The organism is Streptomyces sp. NPDC005955 (assembly GCF_042871255.1).
Taxonomy (GTDB): domain Bacteria; phylum Actinomycetota; class Actinomycetes; order Streptomycetales; family Streptomycetaceae; genus Streptomyces.
This window is the reverse complement of record NZ_JBIAIF010000003.1, coordinates 445731-471739: the sequence shown is the minus strand read 5'-3', so window position 1 is coordinate 471739 and position 26009 is coordinate 445731. Positions and strand designations below refer to the sequence as shown.

The following is a 26009-nucleotide window of genomic DNA, read 5'->3' as shown; positions in this document are numbered from 1 at the left end:
ACGGTGCGCCCCGGCTCCTTCGTTCCCCTGCGGGTGCGCGGCGGTTGCCCGCGCCGTTCCCCGCGCCCCTATCCGGTGCGCCCACCTGACGGTGCTTTGTTCCGTGCAGTGCGCTGGGCGCTTTGCGCAGTTCCCCGCGCCCCTATTCGGGGCTGCTGCTGGGTGCGTCGCCGGGTGCGGGTGCGCTGGCGTTGCTCGCGCAGTTCCCCGCGCCCCTATCGGGGCCCACGTGGCACTTCGTCGGGCGGACGACGACGGCGAGAAGCGCCCGGAATCCAGGGGCGCGGGGAACTGCGCGGGCAACCGCAGCGCACCGCGCGGAACAGCGTACGTGGGGGTGGACGTACAGGGCCGCGCAGCAAAAGGGCGGGGCCCCCGGCGTACCGGGGGCCCCGCCCTACTCGGGTCAGCGACCCGTCAGTTGTCGTCCTCATCGATGAGGAAGCCCCGCATGGGAGAGGGAGCCTGCTGCATCGGCTGCGGCGCCTGCGGCCGAACCGGAGCCATCGGCTGCGTCATCGCGGGCGACATCGCCTGCTGCCCGCCGTACGACGGACCACCCTGCGCGGGCGCCCCACCCATGGACTGCCCGCCGTAGGAGGGCGCACCCGCCCCGGCCGGAGCCATCGACGGCGCGGGCGACGGCGGCAGCGACGCGGCGGACGGCGTCCGCGGCGGAGCCAGCGAGTCATCGGCCTGGGTCTCCAACTGACGCAGCTGGGACTCCAGGTACGACTTCAGCCGCGTGCGGTACTCGCGCTCGAAGCCGCGCAGGTCCTCGACCTTGCGCTCCAGCGTGGCGCGGGCGGACTCCAGGGAGCCCATCGCGACGCGGTGCTTCTCCTGCGCGTCCCGCTCCAGCGCATCGGCCTTGGCGCGGGCGTCCCGCTCCAGACCCTCGGCGCGGCTACGGGCCTCACCGACGATCTTGTTGGCCTCGGACCGCGCTTCGGCGATGGCCTGGTCGGCCGTCTGCTGAGCGAGCGAGAGCACCCGGGCGGCGCTGTCGCCACCGGGGCCCTGACCGGGCTGGGACATCTGCGGACCGTGGCCGCCCATGGGTCCACCCATGGGGCCGCCCATCTGCTGCATGGGGCCGGGGCCCTGCTGCATCTGACCGGGACCCTGCTGCATCGGTCCGCCAGGGCCCTGCTGCATCTGGCCGGGGACACCCTGCTGCATCGGTCCACCGGGACCCTGCTGCATCTGACCGGGGACACCCTGCTGCATGGGACCGGGGCCCTGCTGCATCGGGCCGGGACCCTGCTGCATGGGGCCCGGGCCGTGGCCACCCGGACCGGCCGGCAGCTGCGGTGCACCACTCGGCAACTGCGGCGGGCCGCCCATCGGGCCACCCATCTGCTGCTGTTGCTGCGGCGGCACCGGCTGCGGTCCCGATATGGCAGCGGGCACCGGACCCGGTCGCTCCTGCTGCTGCTCCGGAGGCTTGCGCATTCCGGCCTGCTGCTGGTTCTGCGCGGCGGCCCGGGTCGCCGCGGCCAGTTTGGCGCGCAGGTCCTCGTTCTCGCGTAGCAGGCGGGTCAGTTCGGCTTCGACCTCATCGAGGAAGGCATCGACCTCGTCCTCGTCATAGCCTTCTCGAAGGCGGACGGTCGTGAACTGCTTGTTCCGCACGTCCTCGGGGGTCAATGGCATCTCTTTACCTCAACGTAGTCGTCGGCGGGATCAACCCCCGCATCAGCGGGGACCGTCATCGTTCACAGTCGGCTCACGACGGAGATCAAGATGTAGACGATGATCATCAGAACGAAGAAGGACAGGTCGAGCGCCACGCCCCCGAGACGCAGCGGTGGGATGAACCGTCGCAGCAACTTCAGCGGTGGATCAGTGACAGTGTAGGTGGCCTCCAGAACGACCACCATCGCCTTGCCGGGTTGCCACGAGCGGGCGAACTGGAAGACGTAGTCCATGACCAACCGGAAGATGAGCACGATGAGGAAACACATCAGCGCGATGTAGATCACGTCCAAGAACACGCGCATCTGGTGCTGTCCCTCTCCCCTGGTTCGTGCCTGCGTCGTCGTACCGGATTATCGGCCTGCGGCCGGTCCTGCGTCTCAGCTCTGGTTGAAGAACCCGCCCTCTGCGATGCGAGCCTTGTCCTCCGCCGTGACATCGACGTTAGCAGGAGACAACAGGAACACCTTCTGGGTCACGCGTTCAATACTGCCGTGCAGACCGAAGACGAGGCCAGCGGCAAAGTCGACAAGTCGCTTCGCGTCGGTGTCGTCCATCTCGGTCAGGTTCATGATCACCGGAGTGCCCTCACGGAAGTGTTCGCCGATGGTACGGGCTTCGTTGTACGTCCGCGGGTGCAGCGTGGTGATCCGGTACGGCTCCCGTTCGGACACGACCTTGGGCATGATCACCGGCGCGTTCTTCTCCAAGCTCTGGCGGTCGGGTGTGATGGATGCCACGGGAGCGATGCGCGCCGGGCGTGCCGATTCCACCGCGAGCGCGGCGGACTGGGGCACGGGGTCGCGCTGCACGGGGGGTTGCACCACTCGTACCGATTCGTCCCGCTGGGACTGTAGCGGTTGACCGTGGCCCTGATGGGACTGGTGCGGCGTGTCGTGCCGTCGGTGATCCCGCTCGGACTCCGGGTCCAACTCGGGTTCGAAATCGTCATCGGGGTCGAAACCCCTGCCGTCGTACCCATCGTCCTCCACGAGGCCGAGGTAGACCGCCATCTTGCGCATCGCGCCGGCCATGCTCTGAGTCCTCCGCTCTGTGGTGGATCGGCGTGGTGGATCGGCTGACGCCAACCAAGTCTCCGCGATCCACGTGGTCGACCCGTCAAATCAACGGTAATGACCATATTTTCTGCTGTGGTCCGACTTCTTGGTGACGTTACCCGAGCCCGGGACGGACTCCGAGTACCGCACTACCGACGCGCACATGTGTCGCTCCGGCCGCAACGGCCTCTTCGAGGTCCCCGCTCATCCCTGCTGACACCATGTTCGCAGCAGGATGCTCCGCGCGCAGGGCAGTCGACAAATCCATCAACCGCCCGAACGCCTCGCGTTGCCGTCCGGCGTACGGACCGGTGAGCGGTGCCACGGTCATCAGACCGTCCAGCCGGAGCCCTTCGGCCCCGGCGATCAGGGCCGCCAACTCCCCGATCCCGCCGGGTCCGACCCCGCCGCGCTCACCGCGGGCGCTCTCCCCGGCGTCGAGCGCCACCTGGACGAGACAGCCGACCTCGCGACCGGCGCGCACCGCCTCCCCCGACAGCGCGGTCACCAGCCTGGCCCGGTCGACGGACTGCACCTCGGAGGCGTAACCGAGGACCGAGCGGACCTTGTTGGTCTGCAACTGCCCGACGAAGTGCCAGGTCAGCGGGAGGTCGGCGCAGGCGGCGGCCTTGGGGGCGGCGTCCTGGTCCCGGTTCTCCGCGACCTGCCGGACGCCGAGCTCCCACAGGAGGCGGACATCACTGGCGGGGTAGGTCTTGGTGACCACGACGAGCGTGACGTCCGCCCGGTCCCGTCCCGAGGCGGCACAGGCCGCCGTGAGGCGTTCCTCCACCTTCGCCAGATTGGCCGCTAGTTGTCCCTTACGGTCAGTCATGTCCTACCAGTCCAACCAGACGTAGCCCGCGAGCCGACCCGTGGTGCGGTCGCGGCGGTACGAGAAGTGGTGGTGCGACTCCCGCGTGCACACCTCGGAACGCTTCCGGTCGTGCACTCCGAGGCGCTCCAACTGCGCGTGCACTCCGGCGGACACGTCAACGGCGGGAGTGCCCCAGGTGGTTTCCGCGTGGGCGGCCGGTTCGACGGCGGCCACCTCGGCGCGCATCGCCTCGGGCACCTCGTAGCAGCCGCCGCAGACCGCGGGACCGGTCCGCGCGACGATCCGGGCGGGTTCGGCGCCGAGTTCCGTCATGGCGGCCACCGCGGCGGGGACCACCCCGGCGACCAGGCCGGGGCGTCCGGCGTGCGCGGCGGCGGCGACCCCCGCGACCGGGTCCGCCAGCAGGACGGGCACGCAGTCCGCGGTGAGCACGGCGAGCGGGACCCCGCGCCGGGCGGTGACGACGGCGTCGACCCGGGGGGCCGGGGACTCGCCCCAGGGCCCGTCGGTCACGACGACGTCCTTGCCGTGGACCTGGTTCATCCAGACGACGGCGGCCGGGTCGAACCCCAAGTTGCCGGCGACGATACGACGATTGGCACGGACTGCGGCGGGGTCGTCTCCGACGGCCCCGCCGAGGTTCAGCTGTTCATACGGAGCGGCGCTCACCCCGCCCCACCTGTCGGTGAAGGCGAAGTGCGCGCCGCTCGTGGTGCTCCGGTCCGGGATCACCTCGCCGGATCGACCTATCACTTGAGGAAGTCCGGCACGTCCAGTTCCTCCGCGGCGCTGTCGTACCGGGCGGGCGGGACCTGCGGCGAAAGGCCGGAGGAACCCGGGGCGCCGGAGGAAGCCGACGTGTAGTCACCCGAGACCGGTGCCTCGACGGGCTCCGACTTCACCGGCGGCTCCTCGCGCGGCGTGACGCTGCCGAGGCCGCCGTAGGTCGGACGGGACTCGGCGGAGCGGGCGGGAGCGGACTCCTCGCGCTTGGTGCTGCTGGCGCCGAGGCTGCCGTGCTGCTTGGCCGGGGGCTGGCCCCCGTCGAACCCGGCGGCGATGACCGTGACCCGCACCTCGTCACCGAGGGCGTCGTCGATGACGGCGCCGAAGATGATGTTGGCTTCGGGGTGAGCGGCCTCACTGACCAGTTGGGCGGCCTCGTTGATCTCGAAGAGGCCGAGGTCCGAGCCGCCGGAGATGGACAGCAGCACGCCGCGGGCCCCGTCGATGGAGGCTTCGAGCAGCGGCGAGGAGATCGCCATCTCGGCGGCGGCCACCGCGCGGTCGTCGCCGCGGGCGGAGCCGATGCCCATCAGCGCGGAACCGGCTTCGGACATCACGGACTTCACATCGGCGAAGTCGAGGTTGATGAGGCCGGGGGTGGTGATGAGGTCGGTGATGCCCTGGACGCCCGAGAGCAGGACCTGGTCGGCCGACTTGAACGCGTCGAGCACGCTGACCTGGCGGTCCGAGATGGACAGCAGTCGGTCGTTGGGGATGACGATGAGGGTGTCGACCTCTTCGCGGAGTTCCGCGATGCCGTCCTCGGCCTGGTTGGCGCGGCGGCGGCCTTCGAAGGTGAAGGGCCGGGTGACCACGCCGATGGTGAGGGCGCCCAGCGAGCGGGCGATGTTGGCGACGACGGGTGCGCCGCCGGTGCCGGTGCCGCCGCCTTCGCCGGCGGTGACGAAGACCATGTCGGCCCCCTTGAGGACCTCCTCGATCTCTTCGCGGTGGTCCTCGGCGGCCTTGCGGCCGACGGCCGGGTTGGCCCCGGCTCCCAGGCCCCGGGTGAGTTCGCGACCGACGTCGAGCTTGACGTCGGCGTCGCTCATCAACAACGCCTGGGCGTCGGTGTTGATCGCGATGAACTCGACACCCTTGAGGCCGACCTCGATCATCCGGTTGATGGCATTGACACCACCGCCGCCGACACCGATGACCTTGATGACTGCGAGGTAGTTCTGCGGTGCTGCCACGTCGAGAGCCTCTCGCCTCGATTACGTGCCGTCGCTCGCCGTGTCGCGCCGCGACGGCCAATGCCGAATTGGGACGGTCCGAACGCCGACCCGAACCCTAACGCTGAAGTTTAGGGTTACCAGTGTGCCTGTTCCCTGGACTCTTCCGAACAGGACACTAAGTCGACAAGTGGCGCGCGTTCAACGAACACGCCGAACCTCCCGTTTTTCTTTTCACCCTATGTGATCAGCCGTAGCGCTGCCCACTCAGGGTGCTGGCCTGGGCAAATGTGCGTCAACTCGCCGCTGACGCCGGGGCGGTGGGAACGCTGACGTCGAAGTGCCTGGCCTTGGGAGCCGCTTTCATCAACGCGGTGAGGGTGACGCCCTTCGCCTCGCCCTTCTCGACGCTGCCCCAGTCGACCGTACGACCACCGGCCAACTCCAGCGTGATCGAGTCATAACTGCGGACCTTGAGGGTACGCGTCTGCCGGGCCACCCGGGCCGGGACGGCGGACATGACCTCGACGGCGGCACGGGTGAGTTCCCCGGTGGCGAAGCGCTGGGGCCCGGGGGTCCGACGGGGCGTCAATTCCAGTACGGGAACGCCCGCGGGAGCCCGGGCGACGGTCGCGAACCGCACCGCTTCCTCGTCCACTTCGATGAACTTTCCGCCCTTTTCCACGATCAGGACCGGTTTCCGCTCGGTGACTTCCAGGCGGATTCCCCGCGGCCAGGAACGAACGACGTCAATCTCGTCGATCCGGGGCAACTCGTCGGCGAGCCGATCCGCGATCCGGTCCGTGTCGACGGAGATCAACGGGGTGCCGAGCCGGATTCCGGCGGCCTCCCGCACCTCGTCCGGGCCGAGCACGCCGGTTCCGGAGACGTTCACCTTGCCGACCCGCAGCCACGGGGACCCGTAGAGCGTCCAGATCCCCCCGCCGACGAGGACGGCCAGGGCCGCCGCGGACAGTACCAGCGTGCGGGTACGGGACCGGGGCAGACGGCCGGTCAGCCGGGACGCCAGGGCGGCGAACCGGCCCGGCTCCCCCGGGGGACCGGGCGGGCCGGAGCCCGGGTCCCGCTCACCGTCCGCGGTCGTCGGTCCGGCCACGTTCCCTGCCTTCCGTCACGCTCTGGGCGCGAACCGCACTGGGGTCACGCCCTGGCGCGTGACGCGATCGCTTCGTACACCATGCCGACGAGCAGGTCGTCGGCGTCCCGGCGGCCGAACTCCGACGCGGCACGGGACATCTGGTACAGCCGGTGCGGGTCCGCCAGCACCGGCAGGACGTTGCCCTGCACCCACTGCGGCGTCAGCTCGGCGTCGTCGACGAGCAGTCCACCGCCCGCCTTGACCACCGGCTGGGCGTTGAGCCGCTGTTCCCCGTTGCCGATGGGCAGCGGGACGTAGGCGGCCGGAAGTCCGACGGCGGACAGTTCGGCGACGGTCATCGCGCCCGCGCGGCAGAGCATCATGTCGGCCGCGGCGTACGCGAGGTCCATCCGGTCCACGTACGGTACCGGGATGTAGGGCGGCATCCCGGGCATGTTGTCGATGTGCGGCAGTTCGTTCTTGGGGCCGACCGCGTGCAGGATCTGGATGCCGGCCTGCTGGAGGTACGGCGCGGCCTGCTGGACCACCTCGTTGAGGCGGCGGGCGCCCTGCGACCCGCCCGACACCAGGAGCGTCGGCAGGTTCGGGTCCAGCCCGAAGGCGGCCCGCGCCTCGGGCCGGACGGCCGCCCGGTCGAGGGTGGCGATCGAGCGGCGCAGCGGGATGCCGATGTAGCGGGCGCCGCGCAGCTTGTTGTCCGGGGTGGAGACCGCGACCTGGGCCGCGTACCGGGAGCCGATCTTGTTGGCCAGGCCGGGGCGGGCGTTGGCCTCGTGGATCACGATGGGCACGCCGCGGCGCTTGGCGGCCAGATAGCCGGGCAGGGCGACGTAGCCGCCGAAACCGACCACGGCGTCCGCCCGGGTGCGTTCGAGGATCTGCTCCGCCGCCTTGATGGTGCCGCGCAGCCGTCCGGGAACGGTGATCAGTTCCGGGGTCGGTTTGCGGGGCAGCGGCACGGCGGGGATCAGTGCCAGTTCGTAGCCCCGCTCGGGGACCAACCGGGTCTCCAGGCCGCGCTCGGTGCCCAGCGCCGTGATCCCCACGGTCGGATCGTGCCTACGCAGGGCGTCCGCCAGGGCGAGCGCGGGCTCGATGTGTCCGGCGGTACCTCCGCCGGCGAGTACGACATGCACCGAAATTCACCGCTCTCCGGACGGGCGCGTCCTGACGCGCCGTCGCATCGTGTTCCAACTCCGGGACGCCCGGTCCGTCCCGGAGCCCCTTCCCGCGGTCCGCTTGCGGCCGTGGGCCCGTTGCCGGGCGAGTGCCGCCCGGGCCGCGGGTTCGTCCCTCGCGAAGGCGATCAGCAGGCCGACGGCGAACATGGTCGGCAGCAGGGCCGATCCCCCGTATGAGAACAGCGGGAGCGGGACACCGGCGATCGGCAGCAGGCCGAGCACCGCACCCATGTTGATCACGGCCTGGGCCATGATCCAGGTGGTCACGCCACCCGCGGCGTACCTCACGAAGGGGTCCTCCGTGCGTCCGGCCACGCGGATACCCGCATAGCCTAGAGCCGCGAAGAGCCCCAGCACGGACAGAGTGCCCGCGAGACCCAGTTCTTCACCGGCAATCGCGAAGATGAAGTCAGTGTGGGCTTCCGGGAGTTGACCCCATTTTTCCACACTGGCACCGAGTCCGGAACCAAAGAGTCCGCCGGACGCCAGTGCGTAGATTCCGTGGACGGCCTGCCAGCAGGGGTCGGTGGGGCCGCCCAGTTCCGAGGCGCCGATGCACTGGAGGCGGGACATCCGGTTGGGGCTGGTCCTGATGAGGACCGCGCCGACCACCAGCGCGACCGCGAGGACCCCGGCGAACAGCCGGGTGGGCGCCCCCGCGAGCCACAGCAGTCCGAACAGGATGGCGGTCAGGATGATCGCCGTCCCCATGTCCCCGCCGAGCATGATCAGGCCCAGCACCATGAACGCGACCGGGACCAGGGGCACGAGCATGTGCTTCCACTGGTTCAGCAGTCGTTTGTCCTGTTTGCGGGCGAGGAGGTCGGCGCCCCACAGCACGAGGGCCAGCTTCCCGAACTCGCTGGGCTGGAGCTGGAAGATGCCGAACTCGATCCAGTTCTGGTTGCCGTTGACCGCGACCCCTATCCCCGGCACCTGGACGAGCACCATCAGGGTGACCGCACCGGCGAGCATCGGATAGGCGAGCGCCCGGTGCAGCTTGATGGGCATGCGGGAGGCCACCAGCAGCAGGATCGCGCCGAGCGCGGCGGCCAGCAACTGCTTGCGGAAGAAGTACGACCCGGGCAGGGAGAGCTGCAACGCCCGGATGATGGACGCCGAGTAGACCATCACCAACCCCAACAGGGTGATGAGGAAGCTACTGCCGAGAATCAGATAATAGGCGGTCAACGGGCGGTCCCAGGCCCGTCGGGCCCGGCCGCGAAGGCGCCTCAACGACGACTCGCGCCGCCCCGTGACGGGCACCGCGGGCGCCGGCTCCCGCCGGGTGGCCGCCGCGGCCCGCCCGCTGCCGCTCACCATGCGCAACCCCGACCGCCACCACGCTCCGGCCACGACGCACTCACGCGAACCCTCCCAGACCTACGGGCGCCCCGCGCGTCCACGTGACCGGCTCAGGCGCCGTCGGAGTCGAGTTCGCGGACCGCCGCCGCGAACGCGTCCCCGCGCTCGTTGTAGTTGGTGAACATGTCCATGGAGGCACAGGCCGGGGCCAGGAGGACGGTGTCCCCCGCGCGCGCCAGCCCCCGGGCGGCCCCGACCACCGCGGACATCGCCCCAGTGTCGGTCCGGTCCACGTCGACCACGGGCACCTCGGGCGCGTGTCGCGCCAGGGCTTCCCCGATCAACGCGCGATCGGCACCCAGCAGGACCACGCCCCGCAGCCGCTTGGCCGCGGAGGCGACGAGTTCGTCGAAGGACGCCCCCTTGGCGAGTCCGCCCGCGATCCACACCACCGGCTCGTAGGCGGCGAGCGACGCCTCGGCGGCGTGCGTGTTGGTGGCCTTGGAGTCGTCCACGTAGGCGACCGAGTCCACGTCGGCGACGTGCGAGATCCGGTGGGCGTCCGGACGGAAGGCGCGCAGCCCGTCCCGTACCGCTGCGGCGGGCACGCCGAAGGCCCGGGCGAGCGCGGCGGCCGCGAGCGCGTTGGCGATGTTGTGCGGGGCCGGCGGGTTCACGTCCGACACCTCGGCGAGCTCCTGGGCCTGCCGCTGCCGGTCCGCCACGAACGCGCGGTCCACGAGGATGCCGTCGACGACCCCGAGTTGGGAGGGTCCGGGCGGGCCGAGCGTGAAGCCGACCGCCCGGCAGCCCTCTTCGACGTCCGCCTCGCGCACCAGGTCCTCGGTGGCCCGGTCGGCGGTGTTGTAGACGCAGGCGACCCGGTTGCCCTCGTAGACGCGTCCCTTGTCCCGGGCGTACGCGGCCATGGAGCCGTGCCAGTCCAGGTGGTCGGGGGCGAGGTTGAGGACGGCGGCCGAGTGGGCGCGCACCGAGGGCGCCCAGTGCAGTTGGTAGCTGGAGAGTTCCACGGCGAGCACGTCGTGGGTCGCGCCGTCGGCGCGTTCCTGACCGAGGACCACGTCGACGATCGGGGTGCCGATGTTGCCGACCTCGGCGGTGCGCAGTCCGGCGGCGCGCAGGATGGAGCCGAGCATCCGGGTCGTCGTGGTCTTGCCGTTGGTGCCGGTGACCGCGAGCCAGGGGGCCGCGTCCGGGCCGCGCAGCCGCCAGGCGACCTCGACGTCACCGATCACCTCGACGTCCGCCGCGGCGGCCGCGGCGAACAGCGGCGAGGAGGGCTTCCAGCCGGGTGAGGTGACCACCAGGTCGGTCCCGTCGGGCAGGGAGTCCGCGTCGCCGAGGCGGACCGCGATGCCCTCCTCGGCGAGAACGGCCGCCGTCCGCCGGCGGGTGTCGTCGTCACCGCCGTCGACGACGGTGACGTGCGCACCGCAGCCGGCCAGGGCGCGGGCGGCGCTGAGGCCGCTCACGCCGAGGCCGGCGACGGTGATGTGCTGTCCCGCGAAGGAATCCGCGGGCCGGGTGCCCTCGAAGGTCACTTGTCCGCTGCCCATCCGGCGTAGAAGAGGCCGAGTCCGACGATCACGCACATGCCCTGGATGATCCAGAAGCGGACCACGACCAGGACTTCGGACCAGCCCTTGAGTTCGAAGTGGTGTTGGAGCGGTGCCATGCGGAAGACGCGCTTCCCGGTGAGCCGGAAGCTGCCGACCTGGATGACGACCGACATGGTGATGAGGACGAAGAGGCCGCCGAGCAGCGCGAGCAGCAGCTCGGTGCGGGAGCAGATGGCGAGGCCCGCGAGGGCGCCGCCGAGGGCCAGCGAACCGGTGTCGCCCATGAAGATCTTGGCCGGCGAGGTGTTCCACCACAGGAAGCCGAAGCAGGCGCCCATCAGGGCGGCGGCGACCACCGCGAGGTCCAGTGGGTCCCGGACCTCGAAACACGCGCCCGGGTTGGTCAGCTTGTTCGCGTCGGCACAGGACTCCTGGTACTGCCAGACGCCGATGAAGGTGTAGGCGCCGAAGACCATCACCGAGGCACCGGTGGCCAGGCCGTCGAGTCCGTCGGTGAGGTTCACGCCGTTGGACATGGCGAGGATCATGAACAGCGCCCACACCACGAACAGGACGGGGCCGATGGTCCAGCCGAAGTCCATGACGAAGGAGAGCTTGGTGGAGGCCGGGGCGAGTCCGCGCTGGTCTTTGAACTGCAAGGCCAGGACCGCGAAGGCGATGCCGACGATGAGCTGTCCGGCCATCTTCGCCTTGGCCCGCAGGCCCAGCGAACGGCGCTTGACGATCTTGATGTAGTCGTCGAGGAAGCCGACCAGGCCCATTCCGGCCATCAGGCCGAGGACCAGGAGCCCGGAGACCGTGACCGGGGCACCGGTGATGAGCTTGCTCAGGAAGTACGCGATGAGCGTCGCCAGGATGAAGGCGATGCCGCCCATGGTCGGCGTACCGCGCTTGCTGTGGTGCTCGCGCGGGCCGTCGTCGCGGATGTACTGGCCGTAGCCCTTGCGGGCCAGCAGCTTGATCAGCAGCGGCGTGCCCACCAGTGTCAGGAACAGACCGATGACACCGGCGAAGAGGATCTGATTCATCATCGGGCGGCGACCTCACCCTCGCCGCTCGCGTCCCCTTCCAGCAGCCCCAGGGCCACCCGCTCCAAGCCGATCGCCCGGGATGCCTTGACGAGGACTACGTCCCCCGGCCGCAGTTCACCGCGCAATAGGTCGATCGCCGCCTGTGCGTCGGACACGTGCACCGACTCCTCACCCCACGAACCCTCGTTATAGGCGCCCATGCGCAGCCAGGCCGCTTCCCTGCCCCCGACTGCCACGAGCTTGCTCACGTTGAGCCGGACGGCTAGCCGTCCGATCGCGTCGTGCTCGGCGAGCGCCTCGTCACCGAGCTCGGCCATCGCACCGAGCACCGCCCACGTGCGGCCCCCTCGGTCCCGGGAGCCGCCTCCCATCGCGGCAAGCGCGCGCAGGGCGGCCCTCATGGACTCGGGGTTCGCGTTGTAGGCGTCGTTGACCACCGCCACGCCGTCGGGGCGCTCGGTGACCTCCATCCGCCAGCGGGAGAGGGTGCCCGCTCCGGAGAGCGCGCGTGCGACCTCATCCACGGGCATGCCCAGCTCATGGGCGACGGCCGCCGCGGCAAGCGCGTTCGACACGTGGTGCTCACCGTACAGGCGCAAGGTCACGTCTTCGCACCCGGAGGGTGTGTGAAGGCTGAAGCAAGGCTGTCCGGAGGCTGTGAGCCGGACGTTCTCGGCCCGTACGTCCGCTTCGCCGGATTCCCCGAAGAGCACGACCCGGGCCTTGGTGCGGGCGGCCATCGCGCGGACGAGCGGATCGTCGGCGTTGAGGATCGCGATCCCGCCCTCGGCGGCGGCCGGGAGGGCTTCCACGAGTTCGCCCTTCGCCCGGGCGATCTGCTCCCGGCCGCCGAACTCGCCGATGTGGGCGCTCCCGACGTTGAGGACGAGTCCGATGCGCGGCGGGGTCAGTTCGGTGAGGTACTGGATGTGGCCGATTCCGCGCGCCCCCATCTCCAGGACCAGGTAGCGCGTGTCGTCGGTGGCGCTGAGGGCGGTGAGCGGCAGCCCGATCTCGTTGTTGAGCGAGCCCGGCGTCCAGACCGTCGGCCCGTGGTGCTGGAGCACCTGGGCGAGGAGGTCCTTGGTGCTGGTCTTGCCCGCCGAGCCGGTGAGGGCGACCAGGGTGGCGCCGAGGCGTTCCACGACGGCCCGGGCCAGGGCGCCCAGGGCGCTCTGGACGTCGTCCACGACGATCGCGGGGACGCCGACGGGCCGGGCGGCCAGCACCGCCACCGCGCCCGCGTCGACCACCTGGGCGGCGAAGTCGTGGCCGTCGACGCGTTCCCCGGCGAAGGCGACGAAGAGGCTGCCGGGGACCACCTCGCGGGAGTCACGGACGACGGGTCCGGTGACGCGTACCGAGGGGTCCGGTATGTCGTGCGGCTGTCCGCCGACTACGGAGGCGATCTCGGCGAGGGAGAGGGCGATCACGTGTTCATCCCTGGGTCTGCTGGGCCGCTTCGCCGGCTTGCGCACCGCCGGCGTCGGCAGCGGCGGCTGCGGGGGCGGGGCCGTCGGCGGCGGCGAGGGCGCGCCGGGCGGCACGGGAGGACTCGATGGCGTCACGCAGCACGTGGCGGTCGTCGAAGGGGCGGACCACCCCGCCGATGTCCTGGCCCTGTTCGTGGCCCTTGCCCGCGACGAGCACGGTGTCGCCCGGTCCGGCGAGCGCGACGGCCGCGGTGATCGCGGCGGCCCGGTCCTCGAAGACCCGGACCTCGCCGCGTTCGTGGGCGGGCACCTCGGCGGCGCCCGCGAGCATGGCCGCGAGGATCGCGAGGGGGTCCTCGGAGCGGGGGTTGTCGGAGGTCAGCAGGGCGGTGTCGGCGAGCCGCGCGGCGGCGGCGCCCATCGGGCCGCGTTTGGTGGTGTCGCGGTCGCCGCCGCAGCCGAGCACGACGTGCAGCCGTCCCTCGGTGACCTTGCGCAGCGCGCGCAGCACCGATTCGACGGCATCGGTCTTGTGGGCGTAGTCGACGACCGCCAGGTAGGGCTGGCCGACGTCGACGCGTTCCAGCCGACCGGGGACCCCGGGGACGGCGGCGATGCCCTCGGCGACGGCGTGCGCGTCGAGCCCGGCGGTGGCCAGGGTGACGATCGCGGCGAGGGTGTTGGCGACGTTGAACGGGCCGGGCAGCGGGGCGCGGGCGCTGAGCCGCTCCCCCGCCGGGCCCCGCACGGTGAAGGTGGAGCCGAGCGGGCCGACCTCCACGTCCTCGGCGCGCCAGTCGGCGTCGGGGTGGCCCTCCGCGGAGAAGGTGACGACCGGCACGGTCGCCTCGGCGACCAGGCGACGGCCGTACGCGTCGTCGTAGTTGACGACGCCCTGTTTGCTGCGGTCCGGGGTGAACAGCTGTGCCTTGGCCCGGAAGTAGTCCTCCATGTCGGAGTGGAACTCCATGTGCTCCGGGCTCAGGTTGTTGAAGACGGCGACGTCGAAGACGCAGCCGTCGACCCGACCGAGGACCAGTGCATGGCTGGAAACCTCCATCGCGACCGCCTCGACGCCCCGTTCGCGCATCACCGCGAACAGCGCCTGGAGGTCGGTGGCCTCGGGGGTGGTGCGCTCGGACTTGACGCGTTCGTCGCCGATCCGCATCTCGACGGTGCCGATGAGCCCGCTGACCCCGCCGGCCGACGCGTCCAGGCCGCCCTGGACCAGGTACGCGGTGGTGGTCTTGCCGGAGGTGCCGGTGATGCCGATCTGGAGCAGCTCCTCGCCGGGGTGCCCGTAGACGGTGGCCGCGAGGGCGCCCATCCGGGCGCGGGGGTCGTCGACCACGAGGACCGGGAGTCCGGTGGCGGCGGCGCGGTCGGCTCCCGACGGGTCGGTCAGGACGGCCGTGGCGCCGAGCCCGGCGGCCTGGTCGGCGAAGTCGGCACCGTGGAGCCGGGCGCCGGGCAGCGCGGCGTACAGGTCGCCGGGGCGCACCGCGCGGGAGTCGTGGGTGATGCCGGTGACCTTCCCCCGGGCGGGGGCCGTCAGGCCCAGCTGATCGGCCAGCTCCGCGAGGGTGGTCTCAGGGACATGGGCCGGTCGCGGCGGCCCCGGGTAGCTCACGGAAGCGCCCTTCTGGGTGAGGTGGGACGGATCGGCGTGTGACACGGCGGTGAGCGTACCCGGCGCACCGTACTGGGGGCTAAATGGCCGGTTCGCGACGGTCACGGCCGGTCCGTCGGTGGGTGCGGGGCGCCGGGCGGGAACTCCGGGTCGGTTCCCCGGCGGAGGGGTGTTCGTGGTCACGGGCGGTTCCTGGTGGCTCTCGGGTGGTGCGGCGGTCGCTCGGTGGGCCGGTCAGGGCCACCGCGTGCGGTCAGGGCGTGAACGTGACGGGGAGCCGCGCGGGCGGGGTGCCGGTCGGCGGCACCTGGAGGCTCTTGAGGGCGAACTGCATGACTTCCTTGTAGACGGGGCCACAGATCTGGCCACCGAAGTAGCTGCCCTTGGTGGCGTTCTGGATGGCGCAGTAGACGGTGACCCGGGGTTGGTCGGCCGGGGCGAACCCGGCGAACGACGAGGTGTAGCCGCGGTACTTGCCGGTGACCGGGTCGACGCGGTTGGCGGTGCCGGTCTTGCCCGCCACGCGGTAGCCGGGGATGCGGGCCTTGACGCCGGTGCCCTGCTCGTCGTCGACCACCGACTCCAGCATCCGGGAGAGGGTCCGCGCGGTGCGCTCGCTGACGACCCTGGTCTCCTCGGGTTCGGGAACGGGGGTGAACCGGTCGTCGGGTCCGTGGTGGCCGCGCACGAGGCTCGGTTCGATGCGGACCCCGCCGTTGGCGATGGTCGAGTAGACGGAGGCCGCCTGCATCGCGTTGATGGACACGCCCTGGCCGAAGGGGATCGTGTACTGCTGCGAGGTCGACCACTTGTCGGGGGCCGCGAGGATGCCGGGGGTCTCGCCCGGGAAGCCGAGCCCGGTCGGGCCGCCGATGCCGAACTTGCGCAGGTACGAGTGGAGGACCCGGTTCGCCTGGGGCTGCGTCTTGCCGAGTTGGCCGGTGGCGAGGATGGTGCCGATGTTGCTGGACTTGGCGAGGACGCCGTTCAGGGTGAGGTACCAGGTGGGGTGGTCGACGTCGTCCTGGAAGAGCCGGTCGCCGCGGTGCAGCCGGTTGGGGACGGTGACCTTGGTGGACGGGGTGGCCGCGTTCTCCTCCAGGACGGCCGCCATCGACATGACCTTGGCGGTGGAGCCGGGTTCGAAGGCGTCCTGGAGCGCGGCGTTGCCGAGGGAGGCGGAGCCGGCGGCGGAGAGGTCGCTGGGGTCGAAGCCGGGGGCGTTGGCCATGGCCAGGACCTCGCCCGTGCGGGTGTCCTGGACTATCACGTAGCCGCGGTCGGCCTTGGACTTCTTGACCTGCTCGGCGATGGCGTTCTGGGCCGCCCACTGGATGTCCCGGTCGATGGTCAACTCGACGTCGGAGCCGGGGACCGCCGGTGTCTCGGTGCCGCCCGCGGTGGGGACCTGGCGACCGCCCGACTGGGCGTAGGTGACCTCGCCGTCACGGCCGGCGAGGCGCTTGTCGAGTTGCTGTTCCAGGCCGCCGCCGCCCTTGCCCTGGGCGTTGACGAAGCCGAGGAGGCCGGCCGCGAGGTCGCCGTTGGGGTAGACGCGCTGGCTGGTGGGCTCCTGGAAGACGCCGCCGAGGACGTTCGCGGCGTCCTTGTCGCCGGCCGCCCCGTCGGCCCGGGCCTTGTCGGCGAGCGTGCTCTTGAGGTCCTTGATCTGGTTCCAGACCTGCGGGGTCTGACGGCGCGCCAGCACCACGTACCGGGTCTTGGGCGTCCTGAGCTTCTTGGTCAGTTCGCCGGTGTCCTGGCCGAGGATGGGGGCGAGGAGCGCGGCGGCCTGCTCGGCGGCGTCCGCGATCTTGGTCTCCTCGGGGCTGAACATCACCGGGTCGGCGGTGATGTCGTACGCGTCGACGCTGGTCGCGAGGGCGACCCCGGAGCGGTCGGTGATCGCGCCGCGCTCGGCGGCGACCACCCGGGTCAGATAGCGGTTGGCCTCGGCCTTCGCGGAGTACTCGCGCGCGTCGACGGCCTGGACCTGGAGCAGCCGGACCACGAAGGCGAGCATGACGAGGGTCATCGCCACGCTGACCATCCGCAGCCGGGGCCGGGGGCTGCCCAGCCGCAGCGTCTTGCCCTGCCGGGGTCCCTTGGGCGGGCCGGAGGAGCCGGTGGAGGGACGGGGGCGGCGCGGGGGGCGCACGCTGGCGGCGGGCTCCGCTTCACCGGTCCGTGCGCGTTCGGAGCCGCTGGGGGGGCGCGGGGCGGCGGGGCGGCGGATGCGTTCGGGCCCGCCCCGGCGGTCGCCCTCGCCGTGCGCGTGCCGGTCGGCGCCGTCCGGCCGGCCGCGGTCCGGACGGGACGGGCGGTCGGGGTCGTGGGAGAGGCGTTCACCGGGGTCGCGGCGGGGCCGGCGGTCCGGACGGGACGGGCCGGGGACCCTGCGTCGCGGAGGTTCCCTGTCGGTCACCGTGTCACCTGCCGGAGGTCGTCGGTTCGGGGCTGGGCGAGGAAGCGGGCGAAGCCGAAGAGGGGGGCGCGGCCGGGGCTCCGGAGGTCGACGGGGCGGCGGTCGCGGACGGCGTCGAGCTGGCGTCCCCCGTCGGTGCGGTGGACGGGCTCGCGGTGGACGGGCTCGCTGCGGGGGCGGCCGGGGTCGAGGGCGCCGGGGACGGGGTGCCCGAGGCGGCCGGGAGCGTTCCGGGGGCGCTCAGCGCGGTGGGCGCCGGCTCGCCGGGGACCCCGCGCACCCTTCCGTCGGGTTCCAGGAAGGCGGGGTTGCCCCCGGGCACCATGCCGAGCTCCTGGGCGCGGCGCAGCAGCGCACCGGGCTTGGAGTAGGCGTCGACGTCCCGTTGCAGCGCCTGCTCCTCGTCGGTCAGCTCGGTGGTCTCCCGCTTCAGTTCGCTCAGCCGGAAGGACCCCTCGTTGAGGGACGAGTTCAGCATCAGCAGGGTGATCAGACCGCCGCCGAGCAGCAGCACCATCAGCAGGACGAAGGGGGTGCGGGCGGCCCGGCTGGGCCCGGCGGGCAGCAGCCCGGCGAGTCGGGCGGCCCGTCCGCGCAGTGCCGGTCGCCTGCTCATGCGCTCCTCCCGGGTCGGACCGCCCGGGCCGCGTGACCGCTCGCCCCGCGGGTCATCCGGCGTCGTCCTCGCGGATGCGTTCGGCGCCGCGCAGCCGTGCGGGGGCGGCCCGGCGGTTCTCGGCGATCTCCTGCTCGGTGGGGAGTTCGGCGCCGCGGGTCAGCAGCCGCAGCCGCGGCTGGTACCGCTCCGGCACCACGGGCAGCCCGGGGGGCGCGGTGTTCGCCGCGCCCGCCGCGAGCACCTGTTTGACGAGGCGGTCCTCCAGCGAGTGGTACGACAGGACGGCGATCCGGCCGCCGACGGCGAGGGCGGCCACCGCGGCGGGGACGGCCCGTTCCAGTACGGACAGTTCGCCGTTCACCTCGATCCGCAGCGCCTGGAAGGTGCGTTTGGCGGGGTTGCCGCCGGTGCGCTTGGCGGCCTGCGGCAGGGCGTCGCGGATCACTTCGACCAGTCGGGCGCTGCGGGTGAACGGTTCCTTCGCCCGCTCCTGCACCACGGCGGAGACGATCCGCTTGGCCTGCTTCTCCTCGCCGTAGGCGCGCAGCAGTCGGACCAGTTCGCCCGGCGGGTAGGTGTTGAGGACCTCGGCGGCGCTGATGCCGGTCGTCTGGTCCATGCGCATGTCCAGGGGGGCGTCCTGCGCGTAGGCGAAGCCCCTCTCGGCCTCGTCCAGTTGCATGGAGGAGACCCCCAGGTCGAACAGGACGCCCGCGACCGAGGGCACCCGCAGTCGGGCGAGGACCTCGGGCAGTTCGTCGTACACGGCGTGCACGAGGGTCGCCCGGTCGCCGAAGGGCGCCAGGCGCTCGCCGGACAGGCGCAGGGCTTCCGGGTCCCGGTCCAGGGCGATCAGCCGGGCGGCGGGGAACTCGGTGAGGAGGGCCTCGCTGTGGCCGCCGAGCCCGAGGGTGCAGTCGACCACCACGGGCGCCGGGCCGGTGGTGGGTTGCAGGGCGGGGGCCAGCAGGTCCAGACAGCGCCGCAGCATCACGGGAACGTGCCGGGTACCGGGGGGCCGCGGTGCGCCCCCGGCCGCGGGAGCCCCGTCGACCCCTTCGTCACCGCTGCTGGTGACGGTGCTGCCGTCGGGTCCGGGGGTGTCCCCTGCGCGCCCTTGCATGTGCCCTCTCAGGTCCGGGCGCGGCGCCCGCACCGCCGGGCCGCCGCCCGCCGGTGGGGAGAGGGGACCGCCGGCGCGGGCCCCGTCGTCGGGGAGCGCGCGGCCGTCCGGAGCGGGAGGGGGCCGAGCCGTACGGGGCGCGTCGCGCGCGCGGGGAGATCGTTCGGATCTCTGGATGTCCACAGTCCAGCAGGGAGCGCTCGGGGCCTCCCGCTTCGCGTCACTTTAGTCCACCCTGTCGCACGGTCAATCAACGCGCCTGCGCGTCGCGGGCGGCGTTCGCACACAGACTCGATGAGTGCACGGCCGGGACGGGACCGCGGGTGCGTCACCCGTTCGGCGGGGTGACCTGCCCGTCTGTGGGTTACCTCACAACAAGGCGCAATGACGTTCTTTGTCCACTCCCGCGCCCTGCCCGTCGGGCCGGTCCGCACTACGGTCGGAGCATGACGACTTCCGCACCCCTACCGTCAGGCACCGAAGCCGCCATAAGTGCCGGTCACACCGTCACCGACCGGCTCATCGAGGCGAACGCCGACTACGCCGCAGCATTCACCGACCCGGGCATGGACGCCCGCCCCGTCCTCAAGGTCGCCGTGGTGGCCTGCATGGACGCCCGTCTCGACCTGCACGCGGCGCTCGGCCTGGAGCTGGGCGACTGCCACACCATCCGCAACGCCGGCGGCGTCGTCACCGATGACGTGATCCGCTCGCTCACCATCAGCCAGCGGGCGCTCGGCACCCGCAGCGTCGTCCTCATCCACCACACCGGATGCGGTCTGGAGACCCTCACCGAGGAGTTCCGGCACGACCTGGAGATGGAGGTCGGCCAGCGGCCCGCCTGGGCGGTGGAGGCGTTCCGGGACGTCGACCAGGACGTCCGGCAGTCCATGCAGCGGGTGCGGACCTCTCCGTTCCTGCTGGAGACCGGCCATGTGCGCGGATTCGTCTTCGACGTGCGCACCGGACTGCTGCGCGAGATCGACCCGTCCACCGGAACTCCCCTCCCCACCGGGACGATCCGCCCGGGAACCCGCCACGGACCACGCCACCCGCCGGGACGGCATACGCTGAGGCACCGGAGCACCACAAGCGGGGCATACGACGCGGGCCTTGTCCGGCGCCGAGTGACACGAGGCGGCCGGGACACGTCAGAATGCGCGTACGAGCACCGCGCCGAACGCCTGACGCGTGGTGCCCGTGTTTCGGGGTGGGTCGGTCCGCGGCGCAGCGCACCGGCCCGAAGTTGGGGAATCCCCGGCACCGCGAGGAGCCAGGGGGAGGGCCGAGGAGGGCCGGGTGACGACCTATGACGATCGAGCGAGCCTCACTGATCTGACCACCACAGCGGAGCGCGTCCGCGGGTCGGTGGAGAGCGTGATCGAGGGCAAGCCGGAGGTCGTACGGCTTTCGCTGACCGTGCTCCTCGCCGAGGGGCACCTGCTCATCGAGGACGTACCGGGCGTGGGCAAGACCATGCTCGCCAAGGCGCTGGCGCGGTCCATCGACTGCTCGGTGCGCCGCATCCAGTTCACGCCCGACCTGTTGCCTTCGGACATCACGGGCGTGTCGATCTGGGACCAGGAAGCACGGGACTTCGAGTTCAAACCGGGCGCGATCTTCGCCCAGATCGTGATCGGCGACGAGATCAACCGGGCCTCGCCGAAGACGCAGTCGGCGCTGCTGGAGTCGATGGAGGAACGACAGGTCACCATCGACGGCCACAGTTACGAACTGCCGGACCCGTTCATGGTGGTGGCCACGCAGAACCCGGTCGAGATGGAGGGCACCTACCCCCTCCCCGAGGCCCAGCGCGACCGCTTCATGGCCCGGGTCTCCATCGGCTACCCGAGCCCCGAGGCGGAGTTGGAGATGCTCGGCGTGCACGGCGGGGTGTCCCCGCTGGACGACCTGCAACCGGTCGCCCACGCGCACGACATCGTGAAGCTGATCGAGGCCGTCCGCTCGGTCCACGTCGCCGACACCGTCCGCCGCTACGTGGTGGACCTCGTGTCCGCGACGCGCAGCCACCCGGACCTCCGGCTGGGCGCCTCCCCGCGCGCGACGCTGCACCTGCTGCGCGCCGCCAAGGCCGCCGCCGCCCTCGCGGGCCGCGAGTACGCGCTGCCGGACGACGTGCAGTCGCTCGCCGCGCCCGTGCTCGCGCACCGGCTGCTGCCCACCCCGCAGGCCCAGCTGAACCGACGCACCGCCGAACAGGTCGTGCTGGAGATCCTCCAGCGCACCCCCGCACCGGTGGCGCACCAAGGTGCGGGCGGTTACCCGGGCCGCGGGCCGGTCCCCCCGGCCTACGGCGAGCGTCCGCCGGGCGCCCGGAGGCTGTGATGACGGCTCCCGCCGATCCGTCGGGCGCCCGTCCCCAGGAGGACCGGGGCGGGGCCCGCGCGGCGCTGGCGGGGCTCACCACCCGCGGCAGGTCCTTCCTCGCCGCCGGGCTCGCCGCCGCGGTCTGCGCCTACGTGCTGGGCCAGGGCGACCTGCTGCGCGTGGGGCTGCTGCTCGCCGTCCTGCCGCTGGTGTGCGCGCTCGTCCTCCAGCGCACCCGGTACCGGGTCGCGAGCAGCCGCCGGCTCTCGCCCGGCCGGGTGCCGGCCGGTTCGGAGGCCCGGGTCCACCTGCGGATGGAGAACGTCTCCCGGTTGCCGACGGGGCTGCTGATGCTCCAGGACCAGGTGCCGTACGTGCTCGGGCCGCGGCCCCGGTTCGTACTGGACCGGGTCGAGGCGGGCGGCCGGCGCGAGGTGTCCTACCGGGTCCGGTCCGACCTGCGGGGCCGCTACCCGCTGGGGCCGCTCCAACTGCGGCTGAGCGACCCGTTCGGGATGTGCGAACTGACCCGCTCCTTCGCCACCCACGACGACCTCACGGTGGTCCCCCGCGTCGAGCCGCTGCCGCCGGTCGGGCTCAGCGGCGACGCCAAGGGGTACGGGGAGGGGCGGCAACGGTCGCTCGCCCTCGCCGGGGAGGACGACGTCATCCCGCGCGGCTACCGCTACGGCGACGACCTGCGTCGGGTCCACTGGCGGTCCACCGCCCGCCACGGCGAACTGATGGTCCGCCGCGAGGAACAGCCGCAACGCGCCCGCTGCTCGGTCCTGCTGGACACCCGGTACCTCGCCTACGAGGGGGCGGGGCCCGACTCCGCCTTCGAATGGGCCGTGTCCGGGGCCGCTTCGGTCCTCACCCACATGATCGAGCGGGGCTTCTCGGTCCGACTGCTCACCGACACCGGGGCCTCGGCGCCCGACGAGGGGGGCGACGGCTTCGCCGGGGCCGCCCAGGAGTCCGCGGAGACGGCCGGGCTGATGTTGGACACGCTGGCCGTGGTCGACCACTCCGACGGGGAGGGCCTGTCGCGCGCCTTCGACCAGGTGCGCGGCGGCCGTGAGGGGCTGTTCGTGGCGTTCCTCGGCGACCTCGACGAGGAACAGGCCGCCGTGGTCGCCCGGATGCGGCAGCGGGTGGGCGCCGCCGTCGCCTTCGTCCTGGACCCGGTGCAGTGGACGGGCGGACCGGGCGCACGCCCGGGCGACGAGGCCGCGCACCGCCTGCGGCTGCTCCAGGAGGCGGGGTGGACCGCCCTCGCCGTGGCGCCGGGGTCGAGCGTCGCCGAGGCGTGGCGCAGGGCGGATCAGGAACGCGTCGGATCGGGCCCGGCACCGGGAACCACGGGGGGTTGGTCATGAGCGGCCGGATACGACTGGCGCTGTGCGCCTGGCTGGCCACGTTGCTGGCGGCGACGGCGCTGGTCCCGCTGGTCGAGCCGACCTCCTGGCTGCTCCAGGCGGCGGCGCTGCTGGGCGTGCAGACGGCGGTGGGGGCACTGGCCCGGCGCGTCCCGCTGTCCCGGGGGTTCACGGTGTTCGCCCAGTTCCTCGTCACCGTGCTGCTGCTGACCGCGTCCTTCGCCGGGGACCGGGCGCTGCTGGGGTTCGTCCCCGGTCCCGACACCCTCAACGCCTTCGCCGATCTGCTGCGGGACGGGGGCGACGACGCGAGCCGTTACGCGCCCCCGGTGCCGCTCTCGGACGGGATACGGCTGATGCTGGTCAGCGGGGTCCTGCTGATCGGGCTCGTGGTGGACCTCTTCGCGGTGACCCTGCGCAGCGCGGCCCCAGCGGGCCTGCCGCTGCTCGCGCTGTACTCGGTCGCCGCGGGGATCGCCGGCGGCGACGCGGGCTGGGCCTGGTTCCTGCTGGCCGCCGTCGGCTATCTGCTGCTCCTGCTCGCCGAGGGGCGGGACCGGCTCGCCCAGTGGGGGCGGGTCTTCGGCGGACCGGTCCCGTCCCGTGGCGGGCCGGTGACGGCCGGGATGGAGAGCGGCCGGGCCACCGTCCGGGTGCGCACCGGTCACCGGATCGGCGCCCTGGCCCTCGGGATCGCCGTGGTCGTGCCGCTGGCGCTGCCCGCGCTGGACGGTGGCCTGCTGGACCGCGAGCGCGGCGGAACGGGCGACTCGGAGGGCGGCACCATCTCCGCGGTGAACCCGTTGGTCTCGCTCCAGAACAGCCTGAACCAACCCCAGGACCGGGAGGTGCTGAAGTACACCACCAGCACCCCCGACACCCAGGAGCTGTACCTGCGGATCGTCGCCCTCGACGATTTCGACGGCAGTGCGTGGAAGCCCTCGCAACGCGAGGTCACCGACGTTCCGGCGTTCCTGCCGACGCCCCCGGGCCTCAACCCCGAGGTGGCGCGCCGCGGGGTCACCACCCGGATCGAGGCCGCGGACTGGTACGCCCAGGACTGGCTGCCGATGCCGTTCCCGGCGAGTCGGGTGGACATCGACGGACAGTGGCGGTTCGAGCCGGTGGGCCGCACCCTGGTGGGTGACCACGAGCAGACCACCCGGGGCGCCCGGTACACGGTCGAGAGCCTGATCGTGGAGCCCACGGCGCAGCAGTTGGCGAACGCCCCGGCACCGCCGCCGGAGTTCGAACGTGAGTTCACCAAGGTTCCGGCGTCGCTGCCGGACGAGGTCGCCGAGCAGGCCCGCAAGGTCACCGCGGGCGCCTCGAACGACTACGAGCGGGCCGTGAAGCTCCAGGACTGGTTCGCCTTCGACGGCGGCTTCACCTACGACACGGAGGTGACCGCGGGCACCGGGAGCGCCGCGATCGCCCGGTTCCTCCAGCAGAAGCAGGGCTTCTGCGTGCACTTCTCGTTCGCCATGGCGGCGATGGCCCGCACCCTCGGCATACCCGCCCGGGTCGCGGTCGGCTTCACCCCCGGCTCCCCCGGTTCGAACGGGGAGATGTCCGTGGGGCTGAAGGACGCGCACGCCTGGCCCGAGCTGTACTTCGAAGGGGTGGGCTGGACCCGCTTCGAGCCGACGCCGAGCCGCGGCTCGGCACCGGACTACACGCGGCCCGAGGCCCCCTCGGCGGCGCCGAGCACCGAGGCGCGGCCCACCGAGTCGGCGTCCGACGCTCCGTCGACGGCGCCGTCCGAGACGGAGAGCTGCTCGGCGGAGCAGAAGCGGTTGGACGGCAGCTGCGGGACCACGGCGCCCGCCGTGGCCACCGGTTCCTCGGGCGACGGCGGTCCGCGGTGGCAGGCCGTACTGATCGGGGCGGGGGTGTTGGTCGCGCTGGCGCTGCCGTTCCTGCCGATGCTGTGGCGGGCCCGGGTGCGGGCCCGCCGGCTGGGGTCCTCACCGGGGCGCACCGGAGCGGACGCCCAGGCACGGACGCTGGCGGCGTGGCGGGAACTGGTCGACACCGCCTGGGACCACGGGATCGGTCCTGACGTCTCCGAGACGCCCCGGGCCGCGGCGGCCAGGATCGTGCGGGTCGCCCGGCTGGACGAGGCGTCGGCGGCAGCGGTGCGGCGGGTGGCCGAGGCGGTGGAGCAGGCGCTGTACGCGCCGGTTCCCCGGCCGGTGACGGGGCTCGGGGACGAGGTCCGGACCGTGCGGGGGGCCCTGCGGGCGGCGGTGGGGCGCGGGGCTCGGGTGCGGGCGCTGTGGGTGCCGCGGTCCGCGGTGCGGGTGCTGTGGTCGGTGGCCGACGGGTGGACCGGGGTGCGGGTGCGGGTGGCCGGGGTGGTGCCCTCCTGGGCGGGGGTGCTGCGTCGCTGAGCGGTTCTTGGGCGCCCGCTCTTCGGTACGTCCACCTGGCGGTGCGCTGCTCCGTGCGGGTGCCCGGTGGTTCCCCGCGCCGTTCCCCGCGCCCCTTTCGGGGCACGTCCACCTGCGGTGCGCTGTCCGGGGTGGGTGCGCTGCGGTCGTCCGCGCCGTTCCCCGCGCCCCTTCGGGGCGCACCGAGCAACGCAGGGCCAGGTGGACGTACTGAAGGGGCGCGGGGAACTGCGCGAGCAAGCACCGTGCAGCCGCACCCGGCGACGCACCGCCGGAGGCAGCCCCGAAAGGGGCGCGGGGAACTGCGCGAAACGACGACGCACCCGCACGGAGCAGCGCACCGCCAGGTGGACGTACGGAGGGGGCGCCGGGAACGGCGAAGGGTGCCCTTCCGGAGAGGGGCACCCTGGGAGAAGCCTAGGGACGGGCGGGCGCCTCAGCGACCGCCTTCTTGCTCGTCACGGCGGCGCTGCCACCGCTGCTCGATCCGGTTCATCATGGACCGGCGCTGCCGGTTCTGCGGCCGAGCGGACGGAGCACCGGGTGGGGAACCCGCCTGTTCGCCCGGCTTGGGCGCCTTGCGCCATCCGGTTACGGCGAGCACCGCGCACCCCAGCATGACGAGGAAGCCGACCACGCTGATCCAGATCTGCTGGGCGACCATTCCGGCCATGAGGAGCGCAATACCCACCAGGAAGCCGGCGACCGCCTGGTACACCCGACGCCGGGTGTACGTACGCAGCCCGCTTCCCTCAAGCGCTGTCGCGAACTTAGGATCTTCGGCGTACAGCGCTCGCTCCATCTGCTCGAGCATTCGCTGCTCGTGCTCCGAGAGCGGCACGGAGTCCTCCTCATCGTGCAGTCGCCGGGGCGACCGGGGGGTTCC

General features: G+C 72.4%; 20 protein-coding genes and 1 pseudogene. 4 read left to right on the top strand and 17 right to left on the bottom strand.

All coding sequences use genetic code 11. The features are described 5' to 3' along the window. Positions 1-417: 417 nt before the first annotated feature. The 16 genes from ACFYOU_RS10560 to rsmH form a co-directional block, all read right to left on the bottom strand. A complete protein-coding gene (locus ACFYOU_RS10560) occupies positions 418-1656 on the bottom strand; it encodes a DivIVA domain-containing protein (RefSeq protein WP_389761494.1) in 1239 nt (412 codons plus the stop codon). Positions 1657-1718: 62 nt separating this feature from the next. Beyond that, entirely contained in the window at positions 1719-2003 is a 285-nt protein-coding gene (locus ACFYOU_RS10555) for a YggT family protein (RefSeq protein WP_385485568.1), read from the bottom strand. 75 nt (positions 2004-2078) lie between these two features. Then, complete coding sequence (locus tag ACFYOU_RS10550; protein WP_385485570.1) at positions 2079-2732, bottom strand: cell division protein SepF; 654 nt, start codon at positions 2730-2732, stop codon at positions 2079-2081. Positions 2733-2871: 139 nt separating this feature from the next. Then, complete coding sequence (locus ACFYOU_RS10545; RefSeq protein ID WP_391304706.1) at positions 2872-3591, bottom strand: YggS family pyridoxal phosphate-dependent enzyme; 720 nt, start codon at positions 3589-3591, stop codon at positions 2872-2874. Positions 3592-3594: 3 nt separating this feature from the next. After that, on the bottom strand, positions 3595-4326 hold the full coding sequence (gene pgeF / locus ACFYOU_RS10540; RefSeq protein WP_391304974.1) for a peptidoglycan editing factor PgeF: 732 nt from the start codon (positions 4324-4326) through the stop codon (positions 3595-3597). A 17-nt stretch (positions 4327-4343) separates the two neighbouring features. Beyond that, the gene (gene ftsZ, locus ACFYOU_RS10535) at positions 4344-5576 is read right to left on the bottom strand and encodes a cell division protein FtsZ (RefSeq protein WP_389761498.1); all 1233 of its coding nucleotides are present in this window, start codon (positions 5574-5576) and stop codon (positions 4344-4346) included. A 274-nt stretch (positions 5577-5850) separates the two neighbouring features. Next, positions 5851-6672 (bottom strand): FtsQ-type POTRA domain-containing protein, encoded by an 822-nt coding sequence (locus ACFYOU_RS10530; RefSeq protein ID WP_391304704.1) that lies wholly within the window; start codon positions 6670-6672, stop codon positions 5851-5853. Positions 6673-6716: 44 nt separating this feature from the next. Then, positions 6717-7811, bottom strand: a complete 1095-nt coding sequence (murG, locus tag ACFYOU_RS10525) for an undecaprenyldiphospho-muramoylpentapeptide beta-N-acetylglucosaminyltransferase (RefSeq protein ID WP_385485578.1) — start codon at positions 7809-7811, stop codon at positions 6717-6719. 6 nt (positions 7812-7817) lie between these two features. Then, positions 7818-9179: a putative lipid II flippase FtsW gene (ftsW, locus tag ACFYOU_RS10520; protein WP_389761666.1), complete on the bottom strand. Its 1362-nt coding sequence runs from the start codon at positions 9177-9179 to the stop codon at positions 7818-7820. A gap of 92 nt (positions 9180-9271) precedes the next feature. Continuing rightward, entirely contained in the window at positions 9272-10738 is a 1467-nt protein-coding gene (gene murD / locus ACFYOU_RS10515; RefSeq protein ID WP_391304702.1) for a UDP-N-acetylmuramoyl-L-alanine--D-glutamate ligase, read from the bottom strand. Beyond that, the gene (gene mraY / locus ACFYOU_RS10510; RefSeq protein ID WP_389761504.1) at positions 10720-11793 is read right to left on the bottom strand and encodes a phospho-N-acetylmuramoyl-pentapeptide-transferase; all 1074 of its coding nucleotides are present in this window, start codon (positions 11791-11793) and stop codon (positions 10720-10722) included. The genes murD and mraY overlap by 19 nt, the downstream gene beginning before the upstream one ends. Beyond that, positions 11790-13226, bottom strand: coding sequence for a UDP-N-acetylmuramoyl-tripeptide--D-alanyl-D-alanine ligase (gene murF, locus ACFYOU_RS10505; protein ID WP_391304700.1), 1437 nt, complete (start codon positions 13224-13226; stop codon positions 11790-11792). Before murF ends, mraY begins: the two co-directional genes overlap by 4 nt. A 4-nt stretch (positions 13227-13230) precedes the next feature. Continuing rightward, entirely contained in the window at positions 13231-14901 is a 1671-nt protein-coding gene (locus tag ACFYOU_RS10500) for a UDP-N-acetylmuramoyl-L-alanyl-D-glutamate--2,6-diaminopimelate ligase (RefSeq protein WP_391304698.1), read from the bottom strand. 208 nt (positions 14902-15109) lie between these two features. After that, positions 15110-17281 (bottom strand): penicillin-binding transpeptidase domain-containing protein, encoded by a 2172-nt coding sequence (locus ACFYOU_RS10495; protein WP_391304696.1) that lies wholly within the window; start codon positions 17279-17281, stop codon positions 15110-15112. A 4-nt stretch (positions 17282-17285) separates the two neighbouring features. Then, positions 17286-17897, bottom strand: coding sequence for a hypothetical protein (locus ACFYOU_RS10490; protein ID WP_391304695.1), 612 nt, complete (start codon positions 17895-17897; stop codon positions 17286-17288). Positions 17898-17949: 52 nt separating this feature from the next. Beyond that, positions 17950-19023: a 16S rRNA (cytosine(1402)-N(4))-methyltransferase RsmH gene (gene rsmH, locus ACFYOU_RS10485; RefSeq protein ID WP_391304693.1), complete on the bottom strand. Its 1074-nt coding sequence runs from the start codon at positions 19021-19023 to the stop codon at positions 17950-17952. Between the two features lie 446 nt (positions 19024-19469). Between rsmH and ACFYOU_RS10480 the strand changes: the two are divergent. The 4 genes and pseudogenes from ACFYOU_RS10480 to ACFYOU_RS10465 all read left to right on the top strand — a co-directional run. Next, positions 19470-20015: pseudogene (locus ACFYOU_RS10480) on the top strand (beta-class carbonic anhydrase); the annotation flags it as partial. 307 nt (positions 20016-20322) lie between these two features. Then, positions 20323-21369, top strand: coding sequence for an AAA family ATPase (locus ACFYOU_RS10475; protein ID WP_389761516.1), 1047 nt, complete (start codon positions 20323-20325; stop codon positions 21367-21369). Next, positions 21369-22730 (top strand): DUF58 domain-containing protein, encoded by a 1362-nt coding sequence (locus tag ACFYOU_RS10470; RefSeq protein ID WP_389761518.1) that lies wholly within the window; start codon positions 21369-21371, stop codon positions 22728-22730. The genes ACFYOU_RS10475 and ACFYOU_RS10470 overlap by 1 nt, the downstream gene beginning before the upstream one ends. Next, positions 22727-25123 (top strand): transglutaminaseTgpA domain-containing protein, encoded by a 2397-nt coding sequence (locus tag ACFYOU_RS10465; RefSeq protein WP_391304690.1) that lies wholly within the window; start codon positions 22727-22729, stop codon positions 25121-25123. The genes ACFYOU_RS10470 and ACFYOU_RS10465 overlap by 4 nt, the downstream gene beginning before the upstream one ends. Positions 25124-25559: 436 nt before the next feature. On the opposite strand, the gene ACFYOU_RS10460 is transcribed toward ACFYOU_RS10465, so the two are convergent. After that, entirely contained in the window at positions 25560-25964 is a 405-nt protein-coding gene (locus ACFYOU_RS10460; RefSeq protein ID WP_389766909.1) for a DUF3040 domain-containing protein, read from the bottom strand. Between the last annotated feature and the right edge of the window lie 45 nt (positions 25965-26009).

Coding starts and splice junctions, on each gene's coding strand:
- ACFYOU_RS10560 (WP_389761494.1), bottom strand. CDS start 1,656: ATGCCATTGACCCCCGAGGACGTGCGGAACAAGCAGTTCACGACCGTC.
- ACFYOU_RS10555 (WP_385485568.1), bottom strand. CDS start 2,003: ATGCGCGTGTTCTTGGACGTGATCTACATCGCGCTGATGTGTTTCCTC.
- ACFYOU_RS10550 (WP_385485570.1), bottom strand. CDS start 2,732: ATGGCCGGCGCGATGCGCAAGATGGCGGTCTACCTCGGCCTCGTGGAG.
- ACFYOU_RS10545 (WP_391304706.1), bottom strand. CDS start 3,591: ATGACTGACCGTAAGGGACAACTAGCGGCCAATCTGGCGAAGGTGGAG.
- ftsW (WP_389761666.1), bottom strand. CDS start 9,179: ATGGTGAGCGGCAGCGGGCGGGCCGCGGCGGCCACCCGGCGGGAGCCG.
- murD (WP_391304702.1), bottom strand. CDS start 10,738: ATGGGCAGCGGACAAGTGACCTTCGAGGGCACCCGGCCCGCGGATTCC.
- mraY (WP_389761504.1), bottom strand. CDS start 11,793: ATGATGAATCAGATCCTCTTCGCCGGTGTCATCGGTCTGTTCCTGACA.
- ACFYOU_RS10490 (WP_391304695.1), bottom strand. CDS start 17,897: ATGAGCAGGCGACCGGCACTGCGCGGACGGGCCGCCCGACTCGCCGGG.
- rsmH (WP_391304693.1), bottom strand. CDS start 19,023: ATGCAAGGGCGCGCAGGGGACACCCCCGGACCCGACGGCAGCACCGTC.
- ACFYOU_RS10470 (WP_389761518.1), top strand. CDS start 21,369: ATGACGGCTCCCGCCGATCCGTCGGGCGCCCGTCCCCAGGAGGACCGG.
- ACFYOU_RS10465 (WP_391304690.1), top strand. CDS start 22,727: ATGAGCGGCCGGATACGACTGGCGCTGTGCGCCTGGCTGGCCACGTTG.